General features: G+C 41.7%; 18 protein-coding genes. 12 read left to right on the forward strand and 6 right to left on the reverse strand.

Going from position 1 to position 22,005, the window contains the following annotated elements:
* Positions 1 to 252: 252 nt before the first annotated feature.
* A complete protein-coding gene (locus tag LQ227_RS24505) occupies positions 253 to 1,368 on the reverse strand; it encodes an acyltransferase (protein ID WP_230151661.1) in 1,116 nt (371 codons plus the stop codon).
* A gap of 195 nt (positions 1,369 to 1,563) precedes the next feature.
* On the opposite strand from LQ227_RS24505, the gene LQ227_RS25670 reads away from it, so the two are divergent.
* From LQ227_RS25670 to LQ227_RS24525, 5 genes are all read left to right on the forward strand, one after another.
* On the forward strand, positions 1,564 to 1,881 hold the full coding sequence (locus LQ227_RS25670; RefSeq protein WP_371823070.1) for a DUF6660 family protein: 318 nt from the start codon (positions 1,564 to 1,566) through the stop codon (positions 1,879 to 1,881).
* Between the two features lie 116 nt (positions 1,882 to 1,997).
* Positions 1,998 to 6,374 (forward strand): CusA/CzcA family heavy metal efflux RND transporter, encoded by a 4,377-nt coding sequence (locus LQ227_RS24510; protein WP_230151662.1) that lies wholly within the window; start codon positions 1,998 to 2,000, stop codon positions 6,372 to 6,374.
* A 12-nt stretch (positions 6,375 to 6,386) separates the two neighbouring features.
* The gene (locus LQ227_RS24515) at positions 6,387 to 7,559 is read left to right on the forward strand and encodes an efflux RND transporter periplasmic adaptor subunit (protein ID WP_230151664.1); all 1,173 of its coding nucleotides are present in this window, start codon (positions 6,387 to 6,389) and stop codon (positions 7,557 to 7,559) included.
* 123 nt (positions 7,560 to 7,682) lie between these two features.
* Positions 7,683 to 8,528 carry a sugar phosphate isomerase/epimerase gene (locus LQ227_RS24520; RefSeq protein WP_230146370.1) on the forward strand — a complete coding sequence of 282 codons (846 nt, stop codon included), beginning with the start codon at positions 7,683 to 7,685 and terminating at the stop codon, positions 8,526 to 8,528.
* A gap of 369 nt (positions 8,529 to 8,897) precedes the next feature.
* Complete coding sequence (locus LQ227_RS24525) at positions 8,898 to 10,016, forward strand: Gfo/Idh/MocA family protein (RefSeq protein WP_230151666.1); 1,119 nt, start codon at positions 8,898 to 8,900, stop codon at positions 10,014 to 10,016.
* Between the two features lie 70 nt (positions 10,017 to 10,086).
* Here LQ227_RS24525 and LQ227_RS24530 read toward each other — a convergent pair whose 3' ends face one another.
* Positions 10,087 to 11,658, reverse strand: a complete 1,572-nt coding sequence (locus tag LQ227_RS24530) for a PAS domain-containing sensor histidine kinase (protein ID WP_230151668.1) — start codon at positions 11,656 to 11,658, stop codon at positions 10,087 to 10,089.
* A gap of 120 nt (positions 11,659 to 11,778) precedes the next feature.
* On the opposite strand from LQ227_RS24530, the gene LQ227_RS24535 reads away from it, so the two are divergent.
* The 7 genes from LQ227_RS24535 to LQ227_RS24565 all read left to right on the forward strand — a co-directional run bounded on the left by LQ227_RS24535 (position 11,779) and on the right by LQ227_RS24565 (position 17,016).
* Positions 11,779 to 12,267: a hypothetical protein gene (locus tag LQ227_RS24535; RefSeq protein WP_230151680.1), complete on the forward strand. Its 489-nt coding sequence runs from the start codon at positions 11,779 to 11,781 to the stop codon at positions 12,265 to 12,267.
* Between the two features lie 118 nt (positions 12,268 to 12,385).
* A complete protein-coding gene (locus LQ227_RS24540; protein WP_230151682.1) occupies positions 12,386 to 13,237 on the forward strand; it encodes an AraC family transcriptional regulator in 852 nt (283 codons plus the stop codon).
* 150 nt (positions 13,238 to 13,387) lie between these two features.
* Positions 13,388 to 14,359, forward strand: a complete 972-nt coding sequence (locus LQ227_RS24545; protein WP_230151684.1) for an aldo/keto reductase — start codon at positions 13,388 to 13,390, stop codon at positions 14,357 to 14,359.
* A complete protein-coding gene (locus LQ227_RS24550; RefSeq protein WP_230151686.1) occupies positions 14,360 to 15,172 on the forward strand; it encodes an AraC family transcriptional regulator in 813 nt (270 codons plus the stop codon).
* A gap of 244 nt (positions 15,173 to 15,416) precedes the next feature.
* Positions 15,417 to 15,812 (forward strand): hypothetical protein, encoded by a 396-nt coding sequence (locus LQ227_RS24555; RefSeq protein ID WP_230151688.1) that lies wholly within the window; start codon positions 15,417 to 15,419, stop codon positions 15,810 to 15,812.
* Entirely contained in the window at positions 15,812 to 16,021 is a 210-nt protein-coding gene (locus tag LQ227_RS24560) for a hypothetical protein (RefSeq protein ID WP_230151690.1), read from the forward strand. Before LQ227_RS24555 ends, LQ227_RS24560 begins: the two co-directional genes overlap by 1 nt.
* A 236-nt stretch (positions 16,022 to 16,257) precedes the next feature.
* Positions 16,258 to 17,016, forward strand: a complete 759-nt coding sequence (locus tag LQ227_RS24565; protein ID WP_230151692.1) for a DUF2971 domain-containing protein — start codon at positions 16,258 to 16,260, stop codon at positions 17,014 to 17,016.
* A gap of 68 nt (positions 17,017 to 17,084) precedes the next feature.
* On the opposite strand, the gene LQ227_RS24570 is transcribed toward LQ227_RS24565, so the two are convergent.
* The 4 genes from LQ227_RS24570 to LQ227_RS24585 are packed head-to-tail and all read right to left on the reverse strand — an operon-like array spanning position 17,085 to position 21,858.
* The gene (locus LQ227_RS24570) at positions 17,085 to 18,023 is read right to left on the reverse strand and encodes a hypothetical protein (protein ID WP_230151695.1); all 939 of its coding nucleotides are present in this window, start codon (positions 18,021 to 18,023) and stop codon (positions 17,085 to 17,087) included.
* Positions 18,024 to 19,901 (reverse strand): hypothetical protein, encoded by a 1,878-nt coding sequence (locus LQ227_RS24575; RefSeq protein ID WP_230151697.1) that lies wholly within the window; start codon positions 19,899 to 19,901, stop codon positions 18,024 to 18,026.
* Positions 19,898 to 21,061, reverse strand: coding sequence for a metallophosphoesterase (locus tag LQ227_RS24580; protein WP_230151700.1), 1,164 nt, complete (start codon positions 21,059 to 21,061; stop codon positions 19,898 to 19,900). The genes LQ227_RS24575 and LQ227_RS24580 overlap by 4 nt, the downstream gene beginning before the upstream one ends.
* Complete coding sequence (locus LQ227_RS24585) at positions 21,058 to 21,858, reverse strand: Dam family site-specific DNA-(adenine-N6)-methyltransferase (protein WP_230151702.1); 801 nt, start codon at positions 21,856 to 21,858, stop codon at positions 21,058 to 21,060. The genes LQ227_RS24580 and LQ227_RS24585 overlap by 4 nt, the downstream gene beginning before the upstream one ends.
* Positions 21,859 to 22,005 lie beyond the last annotated feature (147 nt).

Consider the following 22,005-nt stretch of genomic DNA (forward strand, 5'->3'; position numbering starts at 1 on the left):
TGTGATCAGGAAACGGTATTTGTTCAGGTAATTACGCTTTAAGGTAAGATCATTCGTGTTTATTCGCATAAATCAATCATTAGCTAATACAAAGCTAATTCTGTTACCGAATTACTAAACCCTTACAATTGCGAGGAACGAAGCAATCTTAATGCGCACGCTGGTAGCGATCGTTGTAAGATCGCTTCGTCGGCTGAAAAAGCCTTCTCGCAATGACGATTCCTCACAGCCTCTTTTAAGCCTAACTCAGTCTTATGCAAACTTTTTCTGCAACCATTTGCGCACTGGCTCGTCGTACCATTTTAATGCGGCATAGGCCAAAACAATCCCACCAACTAAAATGAGTAAGGCATATGGCCAGGCCTGCACAATTGTTGTGCCTTTATGGTTGCTGATCCAGGCCACGTAAAAATAAACCAATGGATAATGTACCAGGTAAAGTGGATAGGATATATCGCCTAAAAATTTGCATATCTTATGCTCTCTTTGCGTTTGCAGTACGCCACTGGCGCCAATATACACGATGAGCGGGAACACAATGATAATGCAGACAGATTCATAAATCCCGTTCATCCAAAGCTGCTCAGCACCGCCAATGCGCGGCATATAAAGTACTAGTGCCACCAAAAGGCTGCACCATAAAAAGGCATTTTTAATTCGGGTGGGCTTGGCAATGCGCGAAAGTAACAAACCCGCAAAGAAAGGGTATAGGGTACGGGTAAAGCCAATACGCACTTGTTCTACATTCAGTGTCCAGCCACCGCTCACATCGCCGTTTGTAATGGCCAGCTGTGCCAATGCAATAGCGGCGATAACCACTAAGATAGTTAATGCCGTTTTTGAAAACTTCCTGATCCACACCGCATAAAGAATGTTGGCAATGTATTCGAAAAACAAGGACCAGCCCACACTGTTCATGGGATGCATTTCTTGCCAGCCACGTATATCAAGCGATAGTGGTATCGGTAGGATGGTATAGCCAATTAATAGTACCAGCAGCATCTTCCAGAGTGGAATAGTATGAATGAGCGGCCATATGGTAGAATCTGTAAAATAGAATCCGATAGCGCCCATGGTCATCCCCAAAATCACCATGGGTTGCAAACGTACAATACGGCGTTTGAAAAAACTGCCCACACTCATTTTATTCCATCGGTCGTCATAAGCGTAGCCCATTACAAAACCCGATAATAAGAAGAAAAAATCTACAGCCAGATAACCATGGTTAACAAGGATATCGAGGTGCCCGGTGCCTAAGGGCTCGGTTAAGTGAAAGGTGACAACGATTATAGCTGCGACACCGCGAAGGCCATCTAATATAGGGTAATGTGGCTTGGTGGCCAGTTCATTATTTAGGTTAGTACGCATGTAAGGGCTTGTAAAAATTGCAAGCCATAAAAATAACCAACATTCTTTACCTCATAACTTTGCATCTATAATGATACGTAGCATATTAAGACTGCCTGAGGAGATAAATTGTTTTTTTACCATCAAAACAAAACAGGTATTAAAATAAAAACGGGCTTTATGAATTAAAAACATTAATCATTACATTTGCCCTTGGTGAAAAACTTTGTATTCCTTTTTTCTCTTTATCTGATCCTTCTGGGCCTAATGCCCTGCCAGGACAAGGAAGATATGGTTTCGAAGTCTCACACTGAAAGCACTGTGCACAGCGATCAATCAAAAGCTGAGCATATGCACGGAGAATCCTGTCCGCCATTCTGCAGCTGTGCCTGCTGCTCGGTGGGGCAACACTTTCCAACCGAAAAGTTAACAGATCTGATTGTTCCGGTATTCCGGAAACCATACCCGGTTTTCCAGTGCTCGGCATTGAAAAAACAACCACTCGATATCTGGCAACCCCCTAAACTCGTTTAATCAATTTTTTTATCTCATGGCGCTATCCATGAAAAGCATGCTTTTTTACATGCACAATTTTGCACCATGAGGTGCAATGATGCCCTGCTATTTATTGATTTTTGATTTAAACGACAATGCTGAACAGAATAATACAATTCTCCATCAGGCAGAAACTGCTGGTGGGAATTATGATACTGGCGCTGATTGCCTGGGGCATATACTCCCTTAGACAGCTGCCCATAGATGCCCTTCCCGATATTACGAATAATCAGGTCCAGATTATTACCTCTTCACCAAGCAACGGCGCAGAAGATATTGAGCGTTTTGTAACCTACCCGGTAGAGCAGACCATGGCCACTATTCCCGGAATAGAAGAAATCCGTTCCTTTAGCAGGTTCGGCCTTTCAGTTGTAACAGTGGTGTTTAAGGAAAACGTAGAGATTTACTGGGCCCGTCAACAGGTGAGCGAAAGGCTTGCCGAAGTAGAAAGAGCCATTCCGAAGGGGATCGGCACGCCAGAGATTGCACCATTAACAACCGGACTGGGAGAGATTTACCAGTACGTTATCCATCCCAAAAAGGGATATGAAAAAAAATATGATGCTACCGAGCTCCGCACCATTCAAGACTGGATTGTTCGCCGTCAGCTCCTGGGCGTAGAGGGTATAGCAGATGTGAGCAGCTTTGGGGGATACCTCAAACAGTATGAGATTGCCCTTAATCCCGACAAACTCAGAAGTATGGATATCTCCATCAGCGACATTTTTAAGGCACTTGAAAAAAATAACCAGAACACCGGCGGATCTTACATCGATAAGAAACCCAATGCCTATTTTATCAGGAGTGAGGGGCTTATCAATAGTATTGAGGACATTGAGAACATCGTTGTACGGACCAACGAGAATAGCATTCCCGTGCTGATCCGAAATGTAGCTGAGGTGAGGATCGGTGCAGCCACCAGGTACGGCGCCATGACCAGAAACGATCAGGGCGAGGTAGTAGGGGCAGTAGTAATGATGCTCAAGGGCGCCAACTCTTCTAAGGTTATTGCAAATGTAAAAACCCGGATGGATCAGATTGCAAAGAATCTTCCAGAGGGCGTGGTGATCGAGCCATTTCTCGACCGCACAAAACTGGTAGACAGTGCCATTGGTACGGTGACCAAAAACCTGGCTGAAGGCGCATTGATTGTGATCTTTGTACTGGTACTGCTTTTGGGGAATTTCCGCGCCGGATTGATTGTGGCCTCGGTTATTCCACTTGCTATGCTTTTTGCCATATGCCTGATGAACCTTTTTGGCGTCAGCGGAAACCTGATGAGCCTTGGCGCTATAGATTTTGGGCTAATCGTAGATGGAGCGGTAATCATCGTGGAGGCATCTCTCCACCATCTGGGTATCCGAAAAAACAAAAACAGGTTAAACCAGCAGGAGATGGATGCCGAGATTTTTGAATCTGCTTCCAAAATCCGTAACAGTGCTGCTTTTGGCGAAATCATTATCCTAATCGTTTACCTGCCGATTCTGGCCCTGGTTGGGATAGAAGGCAAGATGTTCAGGCCAATGGCCCAAACGGTGACTTTTGCCATCCTTGGCGCTTTTATCTTGTCGTTAACTTATGTGCCGATGATGAGTGCGCTGTTTCTAAACAAAACCATCAGCACCAAAAGAAATACCTCAGACAGGATCATGTCTTTTTTTCAAAAGGTGTACACCCCAATGCTCAATTTTGCACTGCGGGCACGGGTGGCTGTTGTGGGCATTGCCATAGGATTATTCGCCATTTGTCTCATTATTTTCAATTATCTGGGCGCCGAATTTATTCCCACGCTAGAGGAGGGCGACTTTGCCGTAGAAACCCGGGTGCTTACCGGAAGCAGCCTTTCTCAAACCATTGAGGCCGCTACACGCGCAGCAAAGGTATTAAAGGCAAATTTCCCTGAAGTAAAAGAGGTAATCGGAAAGATTGGCTCCAGTGAGATTCCAACCGACCCCATGCCGGTAGAAGCCTGTGACCTGATTATTATCTTAAAGGATAAAGGCGACTGGACAAATGCTTCGACCAGGGACGAGCTTGCGGGAAAGATGCAGGCCAAGCTTGAACAGTATATTCCTGGGGTTACTTTCGGTTTCCAGCAGCCCATTCAGATGCGCTTTAATGAACTCATGACTGGCGCCAGACAGGATGTTGTAATCAAGGTTTATGGAGAGGATTTTTCGAAACTGAGTACCTATGCAGCTAAGATTGGTGCTATAGCCAGAAAAATCGAAGGTGCTGAGGATATTTATGTAGAACAAGCTTCTGGACTTCCACAGGTGATCATCAAATTCCATAGAGAAAAGATTGCGCAGTTCGGACTGAATATCGAAGATGTGAATACGGCTATCCGCTCCGGATTTGCAGGAGAGGTAGCTGGCCTGGTATTCGAGGGCGAAAAACGGTTCGATATGGTTGTACGCCTGGAAAAAGAAAACAGGCAGTCGCTTGAAGATGTGAAGAACCTGTTTGTAACTGCACCAAATGGCAACCAGATCCCGCTGGAACAACTGGCTGATATCCAGTACAGGGAAGGGCCAAACCAGATCCAGCGTGACGATGCAAAGCGGCGGATTACCGTTGGCTTTAATGTGAGGGGAAGGGATGTGGAAAGTATTGTAAAGGAAATCCAGCAGAAGATTGATACAGAGGTTAAGTTTTTACCAGGTTATTATCCAACCTTTGGCGGCACTTTTGAGAACCTGCAGGCAGCCACCAAAAGATTGGGTATTGCTGTGCCACTGGCCCTATTGCTCATTTTGCTGTTGCTTTATCTTACTTTTTCATCGATTAAACATGCGCTTTTAATTTTTACCGCAATTCCATTGTCGGCCATTGGTGGCGTATTTGCCCTATGGGCAAGGGGCATGCCGTTTAGCATCTCCGCAGGCATCGGTTTTATTGCCCTTTTTGGCGTGGCGGTATTGAATGGTATCGTACTGATCAGTGAATTTAACAGGTTAAAAAAAGAAGGAATGAACAATATTCTCGAAATTATCAGAACAGGAACTTCGGTTAGGCTTCGCCCGGTGATTATGACAGCCCTTGTAGCTTCTCTGGGCTTTCTTCCAATGGCCATTTCGGGCGGAAGCGGTGCTGAAGTACAGCGTCCATTGGCAACGGTTGTTATCGGCGGACTGATCTCTGCCACACTACTGACCCTTTTGGTACTTCCGGTGCTTTATATCTGGGTAGAAAAAATGGGGCGCAAAAAAGTAAGAATTGCTCCTATAGCGGGAATAATTGTAGTGTTTGTTACGCTGTTTGGATTTCAGCCTGCTAAGGCCCAAACTGCATTAACGCTTGAACGGGCAATATCATCGGCACTGGAAAACAACAGGGCGATTAGCGGGGCTAACCTTGGTGTAGGGCTGCAACAGGCACTCAGGAAAAGCGCCTTCGAAATGCCCAAAACTGAAGTGTCTATGCTTTATGGGCAGTACAACAGTCTGATCAAAAACGACAACAACTTTACCATTTCGCAAAACATTCCCTTTCCAACACTTTTCGCCGCAAATGCTGCATTAGGGGATGAACGTATCAAATCAGGCCAGCTTCAGGTGGCTTCAAGTAAAAACGAACTCATTTTTCAGGTGAAGACGGTGTACACCAATCTTCAGTACCTCTATTCGAAGGAAAAACTGCTGCTCGAGCAAGACAGTATTTATAAGGGTTTTGTAAAATCAGCTTCGCTAAAATACAAAACAGGCGAGGGTAACCTGCTTGAAAAGGTAGCCGCAGAGACGCAGCTTAAAGATGTACAGAACCTGCTCGATCAAGACCGGTCTGATATCGAAATTTATAAAACGCAGCTGGCTACGCTTCTTGGCGGGGGTGGACTACCCCTAATTGCCGACAAGTTTTTAAAGGAAACACCCGAGATCTCGATCGGAGATACGGCTCTTCTACATGAAAATCCAGCCATTGCCTATTTCAGGCAACAGATTGTGATTGCCGAAAAACAGCGAAAAGTAGAGCTTGCCAAAGCAATGCCCGATTTTACCCTGGGCTATTTTAACCAGTCGCTAACCGGTTTTCAAAACGTTAACGGCAGTGATGTATTCTTTGGCCGCGACAAACGTTTTCAGGGCTTTCAGGTGGGGCTTTCCATTCCGCTATTTTACAGCGCTTATTCTGCGAAAGCAAAGGCCGCATCCATTAACAGGGATATTGCCTCGAACGACCTGCAGCTCCATCAGCGAAAACTAACAGGCCAGTACCAGCAGGTTCTGGGCGAATACCTGAAAAACAGGAAACGTTACGACTATTTTATTACTTCGGCGCTAGCCAATGCGGCACTGATATTAAAAAATAGCCGCATCGCCTACCAGAACGGAGAAATAGGCTATTCGGAATACCTGTTGAACCTTAAACAGGCAAATGGTATTTACGAGGGGCGCCTGATGGCCCTACTCCAGTTAAGCCAGAGCATCAACCAGATTGAATTTTTAACCGGTAACAACAAATCATTTTAAAGCATAAATCTCATGAGATCCATATATAAATATCTTACCCTGCTGTCCTTTCCATTTTATTTGGCTGGCTGTAGCAGCCCCAATACAGAAAAGGAGCCCGAAAAAGAGACCGTTCACGAAGAGAGCGATATTGTAACCCTTACCCCAGAGCAGCACAAACTATCAGAAATTACGCTGGGAGACATTGAACTGAAAGAATTAAGCGGAACAACGAAAGTAAACGGCATGCTCGATCTTCCCCCGCAAAGCCTGGTATCTATTTCCACACCGCTGGAAGGTATTGTAAAAAGCACCGATATGCTACAGGGAAAACGGGTAGCCAAAGGGGCGCTCGTAGCCGTAATGCAGAATCCGGAATTTATTCAGATGCAACAAGATTATCTGGACTATAAAAGCCAGCTGCAGTTTTTAAAGCAGGAGCTCGATCGCCAGGAAGAATTGGCAAAGGAAAACGTAAATTCCAAAAAAGTACTTCAGAAAGCAAGGAGCGAATACCAGAGTGTGAGTGCAAGATTGCTGGGGCAGCGTTCGAAACTTTCCATTATGAACATCAGTTTTGCGGCACTGGAAAAAGGACAGATCCAGAAAACCTTTAACCTCTATACGCCAATGGCGGGTTACGTTACGCAGGTTAATACCAATATAGGTGCCTTTGCCAGCACCACCGATGTGTTGTTTAAAATTGCCGATACCGAGCACCTGCATGCAGAGCTTACGGTATTTGAAAAGGATGTACCCAAACTTAAGCTGGGGCAGAAAGTCCGCTTTGTACTGGCCAATGAAGAAAAGGAGCGCATGGCTACGGTTTATCTCATCGGCAGGGAAATTAGCAAAGAACGTACCGTGCAAATTCATTGCCACCTGGATAAGGAGGATACACAGCTGCTTCCGGGCATGTACCTTAAGGCTTATGTGGAAAGTGGAATGAACAAAGTTGAAGCACTACCCGATGCCGCTATTGTTGAGTTTGAAGGCAAAAAGTTCGTATTTATAGATCAGCCTGCTGATAAGGGCCGTAGCACTTATCGGTACAGGATGACAGAAGTGAAAACAGGTGTTGCCGAAAATGGTTACACCCAGGTTTCTTTTGCCGGGCAGATCAATGATGTGAAGGTGGTGGTAAAAGGCGCCTACGATCTGTTAAGCAAGGTTAAGAACGCTGAAGAAGAAGGTGAGGAACATTAGCTATTTAAGCTTTATAGCTGGCAAAAATTGATGCTGTGAAACAGTTCATTTTTTTAAAAGATCTGTTTGCAGGTTTGAACTGCACCAATTTAAATATTAACTTTATTCGCCAAATAGATTAAAATGACTACAAGAAGAAATTTTTTACAAACAGGAATATTGGGGCTAACTGCAGCAACGCTGATCGATGCCCCGTCAGTTTTTGCAGCGCCTGCTAAAGGTAATGCCGCGGGTAAAGACGCTTTTAAATTAGCAATCGCCGGTTATAGCTTCCTTAACTTTAACCTTGACGAATCGCTTAAAATGATGAAAAAGGTTGATGTACATTACCTCTGTATTAAAGACTTTCATTTGCCTTTTAAAAGTACAGCAGAAGAAATTGCTGCCTTTCATGCTAAACTTAAGGATAATAACATAGTAGGGTATGCCGTAGGCCCTATATACACCAAAAATAAAGAAGAGATCGATAATGCATTTGATTATGCAAAAAGGGTTGGTGTTGATCTGTTGATCGGAATTCCAGCGCATGCTGACCTGGAGTATGTTGCCCAAAAGACAAAAGAATATAATATTCGTTATGCCATTCATAATCATGGCCCGCAGGATAAACTATATCCAAATGCAGAAAGCATCTACAACCTCATTAAAAACCTGGATCAACGTGTTGGTATATGCTTTGATATGGGGCATAACAAAAGAGATGGGCGGGATTCGGTTGCAGACCTTCAGAAATTCTCGAAACGTATTTTTGATATGCATTTAAAGAATGTAACTGTCGCGGCAAATGAAGGTACCACTTGCGAACTCGGCCGTGGCGTAATTGATATCCCTGCATTCGTAAAAATGCTGAGAAAGGTTAATTACCAGGGCTGCTGTAGTTTAGAGTATGAAAAAGACATGAAAGATCCCTTAGCAGGAATAGCTGAATCTGTTGGCTATTTTAGGGGTGTTTGCGATGGTACCCGCTAGTTCTGTTTGCGATTGATCGTAAATTAATGATTGATATGCGGTTTTTTCCTTCGGCCGCATATCAATTTATACCCCTGTTTGGAATGGATCTGTGCGCTTAATCTTACTAAATAACAATCAAACGAATGTGAACTGGTGCCAGGATCGGTAAGATTAGATCGGTACTACAGCGATGCCAATATCTTTCTTGAATTATAACTGTCAAATCAATTTGTAGTTTAGATCAAGCCGCAAATCATATGGTGAAAACTAAATGTAACTGGTCGGTGTTAGATATCATGAAGTAAATCAGTTAATTAAGCGGCAAAACAGGCAATAGCACATATTGCTTAAATTTTTGCTGAATAGGAACATAGCTACAGGATAAATATGAATACCAGAAGAGATTTTCTACAAAAAATGGGTGCATCAGCATTGATGCTGCAATTGGGATCGATATCGGCATTTGCGAACGTTCCTGACCAAATTGAACAACCTTACCAGGGTAAGGTACTCCAGGTAGCCATCATGGGTTTAGGTGGATATGGTACCCGTGTAGCAGAAGCGATGAAGGCCTGTACCAAGGCGAAGCTGGTTGGTGTAATTAGCGGTACGCCTTCAAAAATTAAAGAATGGCAAACGAAGTACAACATCCCGGAAAAGAATTGTTATAACTACGAAAACTTCGATCAGGTTAAAAATAATCCGGATATAGATGCGATTTATGTGATTACGCCAAATGCACTGCACCATAGTCAGGTTATCCGGGTAGCAAAAGCGGGAAAACATGCCATATGCGAGAAACCGATGGCATTGAATGCCAAAGAGGGACAAGAGATGCTTGATGCCTGTAAAAAAGCAAATGTAAAGTTACTGGTTGGCTATAGACTGCATTTTGAACCCCGTACGCTGGAAGTGATCCGAATGAGAAATGCAGGCGACTTCGGTAAAATCAGGTTTTTCCAGGGACAATGTGGTTTTAAAGCAGGCGATCCCACACAATGGCGATTAAACAAAGCACTTGCCGGCGGGGGATCAATGATGGATATTGGAATCTATGCAATTAACGGAGCCAGGTATATGGTGGGAGAAGAGCCGATCTGGGTGACGGCTCAGGAAACCAAAACCGACCCTGCAAAGTTTAAAGAAGGTGTAGATGAGACCATACAATTTCAATTCGGTTTCCCCAGCGGTGCGGTAGCCTCCTGCTTGTCTAGCTATAACATCAATTACCTGGATAGATTTTTTATGAGTGGCGACAAAGGATTTGCAGAAATGCAACCTTCTACGGGTTATGGCCCGATCAAGGGGAGAACACATCAGGGTGAACTCACACAGCCCATCACTACGCATCAAACGGTACAGATGGATGAAATGGCCACTATTATTTTTGAAGATAACAAGCCGGTAGTTCCTGTAAACGGTGAGGAAGGTTTGAAAGATCTTAAAATTATTGACGCCATATACGAGGCTGTAAAAACAGGGAAAAAGGTCAAACTAACCGTTTAACCAAAGGCGATTTTAAAACGAATTTTGGGATTATCCAGCCCTACGGTGCAAATTGTAAATATTGTTGAACCTAACTGCCTGCGGATTTCGGAAGTGTGAACCAAAAGTCGGTACGCTCGCCTGGCACGCTTTCTACACCGATCTCTCCCCCATGTTTACGAACGATGTTGGCGCAGATAAACAGGCCTAGCCCAAGTCCTGAATTTTGCTCCTGCTGCCCCGCGGCCTGGTAATACCGGTCGAACAGCAAGGGGATTTTTTCGGCAACAATCCCGGGGCCCTGATCGATAACGGAGATTTTAACGTAGGTTTCATGATCAATGAGCTCAACTTTTATCTCTGCAGTGCCTGGCGCATATTTAACTGCATTACTGATCAGATTAGTAAGCACCCGGCCGATCCGCTCTGAATCTGCATGGACCATGATATTTTTTTTTCCTGTTATCGTTACCGCCGGAACGTCGGTGGAAGCAAACAGTTCAACTATTTCCTGAACCAGCTCAAACAGGTTGAAGTTCGTTTTCCGAAGTTCAATCTGATCCCGATAATTTTTGCCGGCATTGAGCAAATCGTCTATTATCAGTGAGATCCGGTTTATGCCTCTGCTTGCCTGCGCAACCAAACGCCTGGTACGGTCAGATTGCCGGTTCGCGTCCCGCTGCAGCATTTGTACTGATCCCTTTAAGCTGGTTACCGGGGTCTTCAGCTCATGGCTGGCAATACTTATGAAATCGTCTTTATGCCTTTCTATAATTTTGTCGTTGGTGATATCGTTAATAACACCCACCAGTTTCACAGCTTTACCCGCCTTATTGGTTTCAGTTTTGCCCTTTATATTCAGCCATTGAAGCTTGCCGTCAGCCGTATTTAATCTAACCTGCACGTCTACGCCACCGTCATTCTGAATATTGTTTAGGGCCTCCTTAAACACTGGGAGGTCATTTGCTGATATATGTGGGTAGTAGCTTTCCAGGGTCCAATGCGCTTGCCTTTGCGGGTAGCCAAAGATTTCATCATGGTCTCGGGAACGAAAAACTTCTTTTGTCTCAAGGTCCAGTTCCAAGATGGCTGTACCCGTATACTTAAGGGCAAGGTTCAGACGTTTCTGGCTCTCCTTAAGCTGTTTCATTCCGGAAATATCGTCCAGTACAGTAAATCCAAAGGTTTCCCCCTGATCGTTATACAGGATCGTAGTCACATCAACCCATACGCGGCTGCGGTCTCTTCGGTACAGGCAGGCCTGCAGTTTGAAGAATGGCACCTGTCTGGACCAGATCTCTTCCTGGAGGTGATGCCAGTGTGCGATATGCTCTTCACAGGCATGGTCCAGGATTTTTGTTCCCTCTATTTGTTCTGGCGGATAGTCCAACAGTTCGCAAAGCGCCTTATTCACCTTTAAGATGGTGAGGTCTGACCGGATGATCTTTGAGGCCACACTGGTAAGTTTAAATATAGCGTTGAACTTATCATCACATTCTTTGAAACGTTTCTCAAAATTATCTTGCGCTCTATTTTCTTGCATAACAATTTCAGCTAATAGAGTGATAACATTTACAGGCCGAATATGTTTAGCTGTTACAGATAAACTGCTTTCATACACCATGCCCATAGTGAAACGACAAATAAATTCAAGACGGTACATTGGTCAGTCACCTGATCATTTTTGAACGAGATTACCAATTAATTGAACGAATAAGCAAAATGCCTTAGCCTTACTATAGCCACTTTTGTAAACAACAATTACATAACAACAAAAAAGACTATGGGACTATCAGGTTTAGGAATTTTTCATACCATTATTGGTATTGTAGCCATTGTAGCAGCAATCATTTCATTTGTACGCTTTGGCAAAATTGATTTAACGCAGCTTAGTGGTAAAATATACTTTTATACTACTGCTGTTACTGCTTTAACTGCATTGGGAATCTCCAAACATGGAGGCTTTAATGCCGGGCATATTTTTTCGGTATTCATTTTTATTTTAGTGGTGGTGGCTTTTTGGCTTTCGGTAAAGCGAAGTACCAACAATAAGGCACGTTATGTAGAGAATTTTTTACTCTCTTTCAGCTTTTTTCTGTCGCTCATTCCCACTGTGAACGAAACCTTTACCCGGGTTCCGCTGGGGCATCCACTGGCTAAAAACCCTACCGATCCTATAATTGCCCAAACATTGCTCGTGCTGTTAATCGCATTTGTTGCCGGTGCCATTTACCAATACATTAAACAACGTAACGCGCTTAGAATACAGTAAACCAAAAATGCGATTTTGGGATAAAGGATCTTTTTATACCCGATCAGCTAATGCATGGGCGCAGAAAAGCCAAACCATGCATTAGTTTTTCTATTTTTATAGCTGAAGGTTTTTTAATATGATCATTAACCATAAAAAATACGATTTGTTTGGTAAATCCATTATCCAAAACATCAGGATAAAGGCCCCTTTTACCTTCGATTTTCCCATTACCGATAATGCCTGCTTTTTGTACATGTTACAAGGTGAAATGCAATATCACCGCGACGAAGACCGGGTAAATATACCACATAGACATGCCTTGTTTTTAAATTGTATCCAGGCCAGCAAAACCATCAGTAACTTAAATGAAGGGGGGATCAATGAAATTATGGTCGTTAATTTTCATCCCGATATTTTAAAGCGGATCTACGACCGGGAGATGCCGGTTATACTTCAGGCATCAGACCGGATGGTTTCGAACAAAAGTGTTGAGGTTTTAAACAACAGTTTTTTAATCGAAAAATATATCGAAGGCCTGCTGTTTTATTTTCAGCACCCGGCACTGGTTAACGAAGATATACTGGTTTTAAAGTTAAAAGAAATCATCCTGCTGCTGGCCCAAACCGCTAATGCCCGGGCCATACAAACCATATTTGCACAGCTTTTTTCGCCTACTACCTACACCTTTAAACAAATTATTGAGGCCAACCTGTTTGAACAGCTCAGTATCGAAGCCCTGGCACAACTCAATAATTTGAGTTTATCGTCTTTTAAACGCGAATTTGCCAGGCATTACAACGATACACCGGCCAATTATATCAAAACCAAAAGACTCGAAAAAGCTGCCGAACTGCTGTTGATTTCAAACGAAAGGATTAAAGACATTGCTTTTAATTGTGGCTATAATGATGTGGCTAATTTTACCAAAAGCTTTCGCGATAGGTATAAGTGCACACCTAGTGATTTTCGAGAGCACCAGAAGCGATAGGTACCCGTAATTACGGCGAACTTATCAATATGTATCACCAATTAAGGATCCCCGGATCATATATGATTAAATCTGCAGTTGAGCCGTACAAGCAAAATATTTGAGCCGTAGAAGAAAGTCTTTGGTATTTCGAATGTTGATCTTTGTTTTATGAACAACATCACAAAAATTCAGTTGGGTCAAAATGGCCCATTCGTATCTAAACTTGGTTTGGGCTGTATGCGTATGTCTTCTGTATGGGGTGGTGCTACACCCAGCGAAACAGAAAGCATTGCCACCATTCAGGAAGCATTAGATAACGGCATTAATTTTTTAAATACTGGCGACTTTTATGGTGCCGGTCATAACGAAATGTTAATTGGCAAAGCCATTAAAGGCAGGCGAGACGATGCCTTTATCAGCGTAAAATTCGGTGCCATCTTTCACAACGGCCAGTGGCTGGGATTAGACCTGCGGCCCATTGCGATCAAAAATTTTATCAATTACTCACTAACGCGTTTGGGCATCGAAACCATCGACCTCTACCAGCCTTGCCGAATGGACGACAGTGTGCCGGTAGCAGACATCATCGGAACGGTTGCCGACCTGATTAAAGAAGGCAAAGTGCGTCACATTGGGGTGTCTGAAATTACGGCTGATCAGCTCCGTCAGGCAAATGAAACCCACCCCATAAGTGCATTGGAAATCGGCTATTCGCTGGCCGACCGTCAGATCGAAAACGAACTGCTGCCTGCGGCAAAAGAACTGGGTATTGCCGTAGTGGCCTTCGCCAACACCGCAGAAGGTTTATTAACCGGCGACATGAAAGCGCCACTTGCCGAAAATGATTACCATAATCATTTCTCCCGTTTTCAAGGTGAAAACCTGGTTCATAACCTCGAAAAAGTAGAGGTACTGAAACAATTGGCCCACAACAAAGGCTGTACACCTACACAGCTTGCTATTGCCTGGGTAAAGGAGCAGGGCGATCATATTATGCCTTTGGTAAGCATGAGCCGTAGATCGCGCTTGCCTGAGAATATTAAAGCGCTCGATATTGTATTTACGCCGCAAGAAATGAACACTTTAAATACTACTTTTGCAGTAGGTGCCATACGTGGCGGTACTTATTTACAACGTTAAATGACCAATCCAGCAGAAATCCTCCCAGGCCTGATCTTTTATTCTTACCTCTCTGCCCAGCGGAAAGAGAAAGTATGTTTCTGGAACCACCACACCCTGGTGTTGCAGGTTTCAGGGCAGTTCACCTTAGAAACGGCTGGGCAAAGCATTTCGATGACCGGAGGAGAACTGCTGTTGATTGGCAAAAACCAGCTGGGTACACTCACCAAAACACCACTGCCCGGAGGGAACTATGAAACCATCGTCATATCCCTTCAGGAAGACCTTTTGCGCAAGATCGTATTGGAAGAAAAGTTAACCGCAGACCATAAATACATTGGTCCGCCAAATATCCTGATTCCATCAAACGAATTCCTAAAAGGATACTTCCAGTCTATTGTTCCCTATGCCCGAAGCTCGGGTGCCACCATGACCAATGAAATGGGCATTTTGAAAGTGAAAGAAGGAATTAAACTACTGTTACTTGCTTTACCAGCACTGCGGAACTTTTTATTCGACTTTTCAGAACCCCATAAAATAGACCTGGAAAAGTTTATGCTGAGCAACTTTCATTTTAATGTGCCCATCGAAAAATTCGCGCAGCTTACTGGGCGCAGCCTGGCCGGTTTTAAACGCGATTTTCTGAAAACTTTCGGTGCGCCACCCCGCCATTGGCTGCAAGATAAACGCCTAACAGAAGCCAAACACCTCATCGAAAGCAAAGATCAAAAACCTTCTGCCATTTACCTCGACCTGGGCTTCGAAAGCCTGTCGCACTTCTCACATGCTTTTAAAAAGAAGTTTGGTGTGGCACCTACGGCGGTGAATTCGTAAGGTATGGGTTTAAAGAAAGCATAGGTTGAGCTGTTGTATAAGACTAGGGCGTAAAGGGTTGCGCATTAGCGCATTCCTCGCAATAAGCAAAGGGGCAGATGAATGTGTATTCATAGTAATAACCAAAATATTTTCTAAAAAAGATAATAACAGATGGAGCTGTAAATTTTGGTGTGTTTTTCTACAACAGCAACTTCGTTTTAAGACTAAAATTCTTTAAGTTTACCATTAAAAATAAACGCTCATGAATAAAGACATTACCGATAAAATCGGCAAAGCCCTTGATGGTATTCTCAAAAGCAAACAATCCATCTCAGAAAAAGAACAAAAGATCCAGGCCAGAAGTAGGGCGAAGATTACAATTGACCGTTCCAGGCCCATCAATGTAAGTGACCTTGATCAAAATGAAGAGGTCGATAAGGAAATCAGGAAACTGGAAAAAGAAATCACCGTGCTGAAAGAAACCATAAGAAAATCAAAAGATGATTTATATCGTGCTGTTTCAGCTTATGAAGGTAATGAACTCAATGTCCATTACAGTAATGAGTATCGGACGCTAAAGGTGAAAAAAATTAAGGAAGATCTCTATGGTGAGGAAGATGGAATATATGAAATTATTTACAACGGAGGGGAGCTGTAATGGAAGAATGGAAACTAACCAGTTATCAGCTTCCTGAAGACGGGCGCTTCGTCATTACCAATGTCGTTAGTGGAAACGAAATTTATGCAGAATATCTGGCCTACGATAGCAAAACCAATCAGTGGCATTATAGGAGCGGCAAATTATTGGAAGAAGGAAAAAGGGTGACCGGCTGGCAGAAAGGCCCAGGGAATTTAATCAACGGATAATCTCATCCTAGTTCAAAAGCAAATCGTTAATTTGACACAGACATAAAGTCATTTCTTCGAGTGACCTTATGTTTGTTTTTCTTACGCCAAAGGCAAAGAATATGCAAAAAAAAAAGCCAAATAGAGTCATAATCTGATCAGATTGCTCCCAGCAAAGTGCAGTTAGCTAGTGAAATTAATAAATGCGCATGATCAGTAAATTTTACCCATAATCTAGAATACAAAACATTAACCTAATGCTCAAAAACCTAATCTTCATAAATGCAGAAGACCTAGATAAACCCATTTACAGGATTTTTAGCTTTCAACGTCTGGAAAGCATTTTTATCGACAGGCAGCTTACCTTGGTCAAGCCATCTTTGTGGGACGATCCTTTTGAAAATTTTATACTCGGTGCGCAGGGTACTTTAAATGATGGAACAACTTTCAATACCGGCTTTAGAAACCATTACTACGGCCAGTGCTGGTCCCGCACCCGCGAAAGTGACGCCATGTGGAGAATCTATTCCCCAGAAAAGAATGGGGTAAAGGTGAAAACAACCATCAGGAAGCTTTTTCGTCCCTTGTTTCAGAAAGGGGGGAGTTTTCGAACACTCCATAACGATGAATATAACCTTTCCTCGTTTGTCGGAAAGGTGAAATATCAATCCCAAAAATCACTCACTGAAATGCTCAAAGATAGCAGCCGTATGAATGGGAAGGTCATGGACCAGTCTGGTTGGGGTCAGGCCTCTTCTTTTTATTTCAAACGCCTAGCCTTCAAGCATGAAAATGAAGTCCGCCTAATTTATAGAGACACGGGAAACCTCCACGATTTCTTTAACTTCGAGGTCGATCCCCATAATCTTTTCGATGAAATCGTACTTGACCCACGTATGGCTACAAGTGAAGTTCAGCGCATCAAAACACAACTTCTCAACTGGGGGTATGAAAAAAAGGTTATCCAGTCCGGGCTTTACAAAGTACGCGCCTTTAATATCAACTTATCTATCTGACTAAATTTAAATCCACTTTGTTATGTCTGATGAGCGTGCCGCGAAATCATTTGATAGAAGTAGGTCAATCAATATATAGATACATCATAAATAATCAATTCTCCATTGGCAATCCGTTTTATTTGATTTCTTGAGTTCCCGGCGCTTATCCTCCAAACATCCACATTATTCAATCTCAATGAGACCAATAGACTTACCAATGTAAAGGGTTTTGGTCCACATGGAGCAATAATAACTCTGTACTTTGTATTTAACGAACTGCAGAGTTTATACAGGGTATTTTCTAAGTATTCCAGATTTTTGATATGATATTTGTAGATCTTGTCGGGCGGAATGGCATTTATGAGATCCTTATTGAGCTCCTCTACATCTTTAACGAACTGACTTTCTATATAGTTGTCGTTATAAAAAAGAAATGGCTCAGCATCAAAGTATTCTGTGAGCCCAAAAGCTCTTTCTCTTTCATAACCCATTCCGATTATAAGGGCTGTTGGCTTGTCTGGGATACTGAACTCTGAAAAACCCTGGATAGGGTTGACGTGGATGTTATGCGTTACAACCTTAGATGGTGGTTGATATTTCGCCATAGAATAGCTGAATACACTTTTGATTTCTATAGGGAATTTATGAAAATACAGGCATCTTAATAGCGAAGCATACCAGAGCCTAGTCATTGATGAATAATCAATCAGAATGGTGATTTTTGTCTTATTAAGAAAATGCTTTTGAATTAAAGAATTCAGCAAGCGCTCCATAAAATAATCATCATCGCCATTACCTTCATAAAGTTCGAATCCAAGTTTACGAAAAATCTTATCATTTTCAATCCGTTGCCTGTGTGTCTTGTCAGAGCTAAAACTGCAGGTGACTTTGATGCTCTCTTTTGTCAGTTCTACAAGTTTTGAGGCTAAATGAGTACTTCGCTCCTCGTACCCTGAGGACCCTATAAACAAGTCAATTTGTTTGATCTCATCTATTGATATTTCTTTTGTGTTAATACTTTTCATCTATAGACTGAAGGTAAGTTGATCTGAAATTTTTTTATCTTTCTTCCCGCTTCTCAATATTAAACTTAGTTTGACGTTTTTGAACTCACGAATAGGAATATTAAATATTGGATGAAGCAGATAAGAAAGTCTGAATTTCTTGTTTCTCAATCCATCAGAACTCACAACCATTTTTGGATCAAGGTAAATTAGTGCACCAAGATGCACACCCAATTCGATTAATTCAACAATTTTTTCAGGGACTTCCGGATCAACTGTAAAGGTAGAATAAACATCCATCTTAAAATACTCTCTTAACATTTTGCTATGGAAATAGTTGCCAATTTCCTTCAGAAGCGTGCCTAGGTTCAAAAATCTATTTGGATATATTTCGCGGTTGGAATCGGGATGTGATATTAGTAAATCAAGATATTTTGCCGAAAATTCTTGGATGATTTGAGACTGTTGCTGAGTACCAATCTTATGATTATTGCTACTGTCCAGAGACAATAAAAGGGAATCTACTAAGCTAATCAAAAATCTAGGGTTACCATCGCAGAGTTCAAAGATCATCGGCAATCCATAATATAACCCTGGATTTTTTCTCGAGCGATGCCCCATATTGGCTTTTCTGAACGAATATCGGTAAATTGCTATAGGTAATATCTTTCGGAAAATTTGGTCAAGTTGTTCAGGCGAGTCTGGTGTTGGATCCTGAGGGTCAATATTTTTGTGCGACAGAAAGTATCTAAATGTCTCATCAATCTGTGCTAGCTCTTTGAAAAGAAAATAATAGTGATTTCCTTTGGCGTAAGGACTTGTACTCATTCCATGCTGAGCCCTTTCGTTTACACGGTTTCTGGTTAATAATTTTGCGAGGTTTCTCGTTTCAGAGTCAGAACCAAAAATATCACCCGGTTTCACGGTTTTTTCGAAATACCTATCGAATTTCTGCTCTAAAAGTTTTTCGCTGAATTTTCCCCATTCTCTTTCCCCTTTAAGGTTAAAATTCCATGTTCTTACAACATGATAGTCCTCTGCTTCCCTTGCTTCTATTTCCAAAGGTTTTTTCGATAGCTTGTCAACGATGGAAACGAGTGGGCTAGTGGTTAGCTTAAAAATAAACCGTTGATCTATACTTCGGAATTTCTGTATAAGTTCTTGCTGTAACCACTCTGGAGAGATCTCTAATTCGTCGAAACATAGTGCCCACTTCTTGTTTCCAAATTTTTCGAATGTTGAAACAAAATCATTACAACCCAGCAATATCAAGTCAAAATAATCTTGATAATAATAGTCAGGAAGCTGATCAAGGTTGAAATTTGGTTCATATCGTATTTTGGTTAACAATAGGTTGCCGTTTTTTAACCTTTTAAGCAAAGCTTGATTTATGGCATCAAATGTAGGGGCGATTGGTTTTTCTATATCCCAGCTCTCAATTAATTGTGTACATAATTGAGCCTCCTTTTCTAACTGTAATTCACTATTTGTAAAATCGAATTCAATAGCTACTAACTGTTTAAATGTTGTCATTAGGCACATTAAAATGTTCGTTGTAACTAAAAATCTTGGGAAGTTTCTGGCAATTTTTTCCGGAAATGAAGAATCTGCATCAAATATTTCAATCTGCCTTTTCCACTGAATGTCCGTAGGGACATAGACCGCGATAAATTCAACCTCGGCAATTTTTTGAGGATTAAGTTTAGCATAATAGTACTGGCTTAATGGCGTTAGCATCTTTAGTAACGTCGTTTTGCCACTACCTCTAGGCCCCATTAAAAGTGTATGGTGGTTTCCAATTAGTTGTTGGAATTGAGCATTGGCGATAAAAGACTTGGCGATATCCTCATTTGAGAGGTATCTTGCGTTGAAAGATTCAAAAATATCCTGCTTCATCATTTTATCTGTTTTATAATCAATTTTGGCATGTTGGGCAACGGTGGACTAAATTCAAGATCATATTTGTTCAATAATTCTATTGACAAATCTTTTTGTTCATCTTGGCCAAGAAAATCCAATTCTGGAAAATTAGTCTTCAACCTATCATAGTAGGCCATTTGATTCGTGGTGTTTTTATCTAGCCAGGTTGAGATTCTTTGACCTAAATCACTGATCGTCCCACTGAACCCAAAGCCAGTAAAACAGGGAAAACGAGTGTCATTCCTGACCACCCAGCCTTCTTGAGGAGCGTATATCCAAGATTTTATACATCCTTTGGGTTCATTTTCACAGAGATAAATCATATGAAAAGTGTTGTCACTTTTAAGGTCAGTTACGTTCATTAATGAAGAAAAGCTCCCTGCGCAGAAAATTGGAATCGATTTGAAGACTGTCAACCGGGCATCATGTTTGTGACCGTGAAGTACGAATTGAAACCCATATTTTTTGACTAGGGTAATTAGTTCATCTCCTTTATCCAGCTTATCCACATCTTCATAATCCAGATTGGAATGGGCTATAGGGTGGTGATGAATAAGTACGATTTTGTACAGAAATGACTTGGTGTCTCGCTTGGTTAGCTCATTGCCAATTGCTTCAAGCTGAACAATGTCAATCTTGGATTTTTTTGCTGTCTTTGAATTACTTTGAAAAAAACAACTATTAATATTAAGTACCAATATATCATCGATTTCAACAAAACTGTATCCTGAAGACCAGTATTTTATATCTTGTAATTTAGAAGGTATAGGATATTCAGGATCTAGTATTTGTAGGTCCAAAAAAACATTCCCGATCTCTTCGTTTCTACTTTCGATATCATGGTTTCCTACGGTCGCCACAGTACATTTAGCAGCTAATCTTTCGCGGATTTTTTCTAAATGTGTCCAACCTGTCAGTAACCCCTGTTTATCTGCTCTATTAGCAATGTCTCCAGGGCAAAGTAAAATGTCAGCAGACAACTTTTCTCTCTCGATAAGATTCTTTAGAGCCTTAATGGGATGACGTGTTTCTGATTTACCCACATCATCGCTATACAGATAGGTAGAAACATTTCCTTTATTCTCTTCGCTAGAACTATGCATGCAATGCATATCACTAATAACGGCAATTTTTATCATTGGTATATATTAGTGATCAATACTTCCTGTTCCGTTTTTCTATGTTTGGCGAATCCGGATATATTCCTAACTGTTTGCACTGTCTCGCAATGCCAATCCTGTGATAAAAACATCGATTCTTCACAAGCAGCATAGCTAAGAACAAATTTAGCTCCTCGATTATCTATTTCTTTAATTAAACTCTTCAGTCTTATGAGATCATTAAGGCCAAATGTGTCTGGCGAATACTGGCTGAAGATTCGTTTATTTCTGACCGCATAAGGTGGGTCCAGATAAACAAAGTCGTTCTTTGAACATTGAGAGGAAACTATCGTTTCGAAGTCTCCTAAAATAAATTCCCCTTTATGCAAATATGCAACGAGCCTTTCTAACTCTTCAAAATGGATTAGTTTTCCACTAGATGCAGAATATGGCACATTAAATTTTCCGGAAAGATTAGTGCGATAAAGTCCATTAAAACAATACGTATTTAAAAAGATAAACTTTGCTGCCAAATAAAATTCATCCTTATCCAACTGCTCTCCATCACGAAGGGTATAATAGAATTCTTTTGTTTGAGAGAAGTGACTTAAGTGCTGGTAAACTTGAACATGATCTCTTTTCAATGCATTGTACATGTTAATCAAATCACCATTTATATCGCTAAGAATCGCATTCTTCAAAGGCAGGTTAAAAAAGAGCTGCCCCGAGCCAACAAATGGCTCAAAATATCTTTCAAATGAGTTAGAATAATATTTGATTAGATGGGGTAGAAGTTTTTTTTTACTTCCAGCCCATCTGAGAAGTGCTTTCTGCAATTATTTGAGAGTTAATGTTTAAAAAAAACTAATTTAATTTTTTTTTTTGGTAATACAATATTTAATAGTCGTTATACGAAATTGGAAAACCTTAAAAGTACGGAGATCTCGCTAAAATAATTGTGAATTTGCAAATCTCAATCTAGT

The organism is Pedobacter sp. Bi27 (assembly GCF_918698255.1).
In the GTDB taxonomy this organism is placed as follows: Bacteria; Bacteroidota; Bacteroidia; order Sphingobacteriales; family Sphingobacteriaceae; genus Pedobacter.

Coding starts and splice junctions, on each gene's coding strand:
- LQ227_RS24520 (WP_230146370.1), top strand. CDS start 7,683: ATGACTACAAGAAGAAATTTTTTACAAACAGGAATATTGGGGCTAACT.
- LQ227_RS24575 (WP_230151697.1), bottom strand. CDS start 19,901: ATGATGAAGCAGGATATTTTTGAATCTTTCAACGCAAGATACCTCTCA.
- LQ227_RS24525 (WP_230151666.1), top strand. CDS start 8,898: ATGAATACCAGAAGAGATTTTCTACAAAAAATGGGTGCATCAGCATTG.
- LQ227_RS24540 (WP_230151682.1), top strand. CDS start 12,386: ATGATCATTAACCATAAAAAATACGATTTGTTTGGTAAATCCATTATC.
- LQ227_RS24530 (WP_230151668.1), bottom strand. CDS start 11,658: ATGTACCGTCTTGAATTTATTTGTCGTTTCACTATGGGCATGGTGTAT.
- LQ227_RS24550 (WP_230151686.1), top strand. CDS start 14,360: ATGACCAATCCAGCAGAAATCCTCCCAGGCCTGATCTTTTATTCTTAC.
- LQ227_RS24580 (WP_230151700.1), bottom strand. CDS start 21,061: ATGATAAAAATTGCCGTTATTAGTGATATGCATTGCATGCATAGTTCT.
- LQ227_RS24505 (WP_230151661.1), bottom strand. CDS start 1,368: ATGCGTACTAACCTAAATAATGAACTGGCCACCAAGCCACATTACCCT.
- LQ227_RS24510 (WP_230151662.1), top strand. CDS start 1,998: ATGCTGAACAGAATAATACAATTCTCCATCAGGCAGAAACTGCTGGTG.
- LQ227_RS24565 (WP_230151692.1), top strand. CDS start 16,258: ATGCTCAAAAACCTAATCTTCATAAATGCAGAAGACCTAGATAAACCC.
- LQ227_RS24535 (WP_230151680.1), top strand. CDS start 11,779: ATGGGACTATCAGGTTTAGGAATTTTTCATACCATTATTGGTATTGTA.
- LQ227_RS24555 (WP_230151688.1), top strand. CDS start 15,417: ATGAATAAAGACATTACCGATAAAATCGGCAAAGCCCTTGATGGTATT.
- LQ227_RS24545 (WP_230151684.1), top strand. CDS start 13,388: ATGAACAACATCACAAAAATTCAGTTGGGTCAAAATGGCCCATTCGTA.
- LQ227_RS24560 (WP_230151690.1), top strand. CDS start 15,812: ATGGAAGAATGGAAACTAACCAGTTATCAGCTTCCTGAAGACGGGCGC.
- LQ227_RS24570 (WP_230151695.1), bottom strand. CDS start 18,023: ATGAAAAGTATTAACACAAAAGAAATATCAATAGATGAGATCAAACAA.
- LQ227_RS24515 (WP_230151664.1), top strand. CDS start 6,387: ATGAGATCCATATATAAATATCTTACCCTGCTGTCCTTTCCATTTTAT.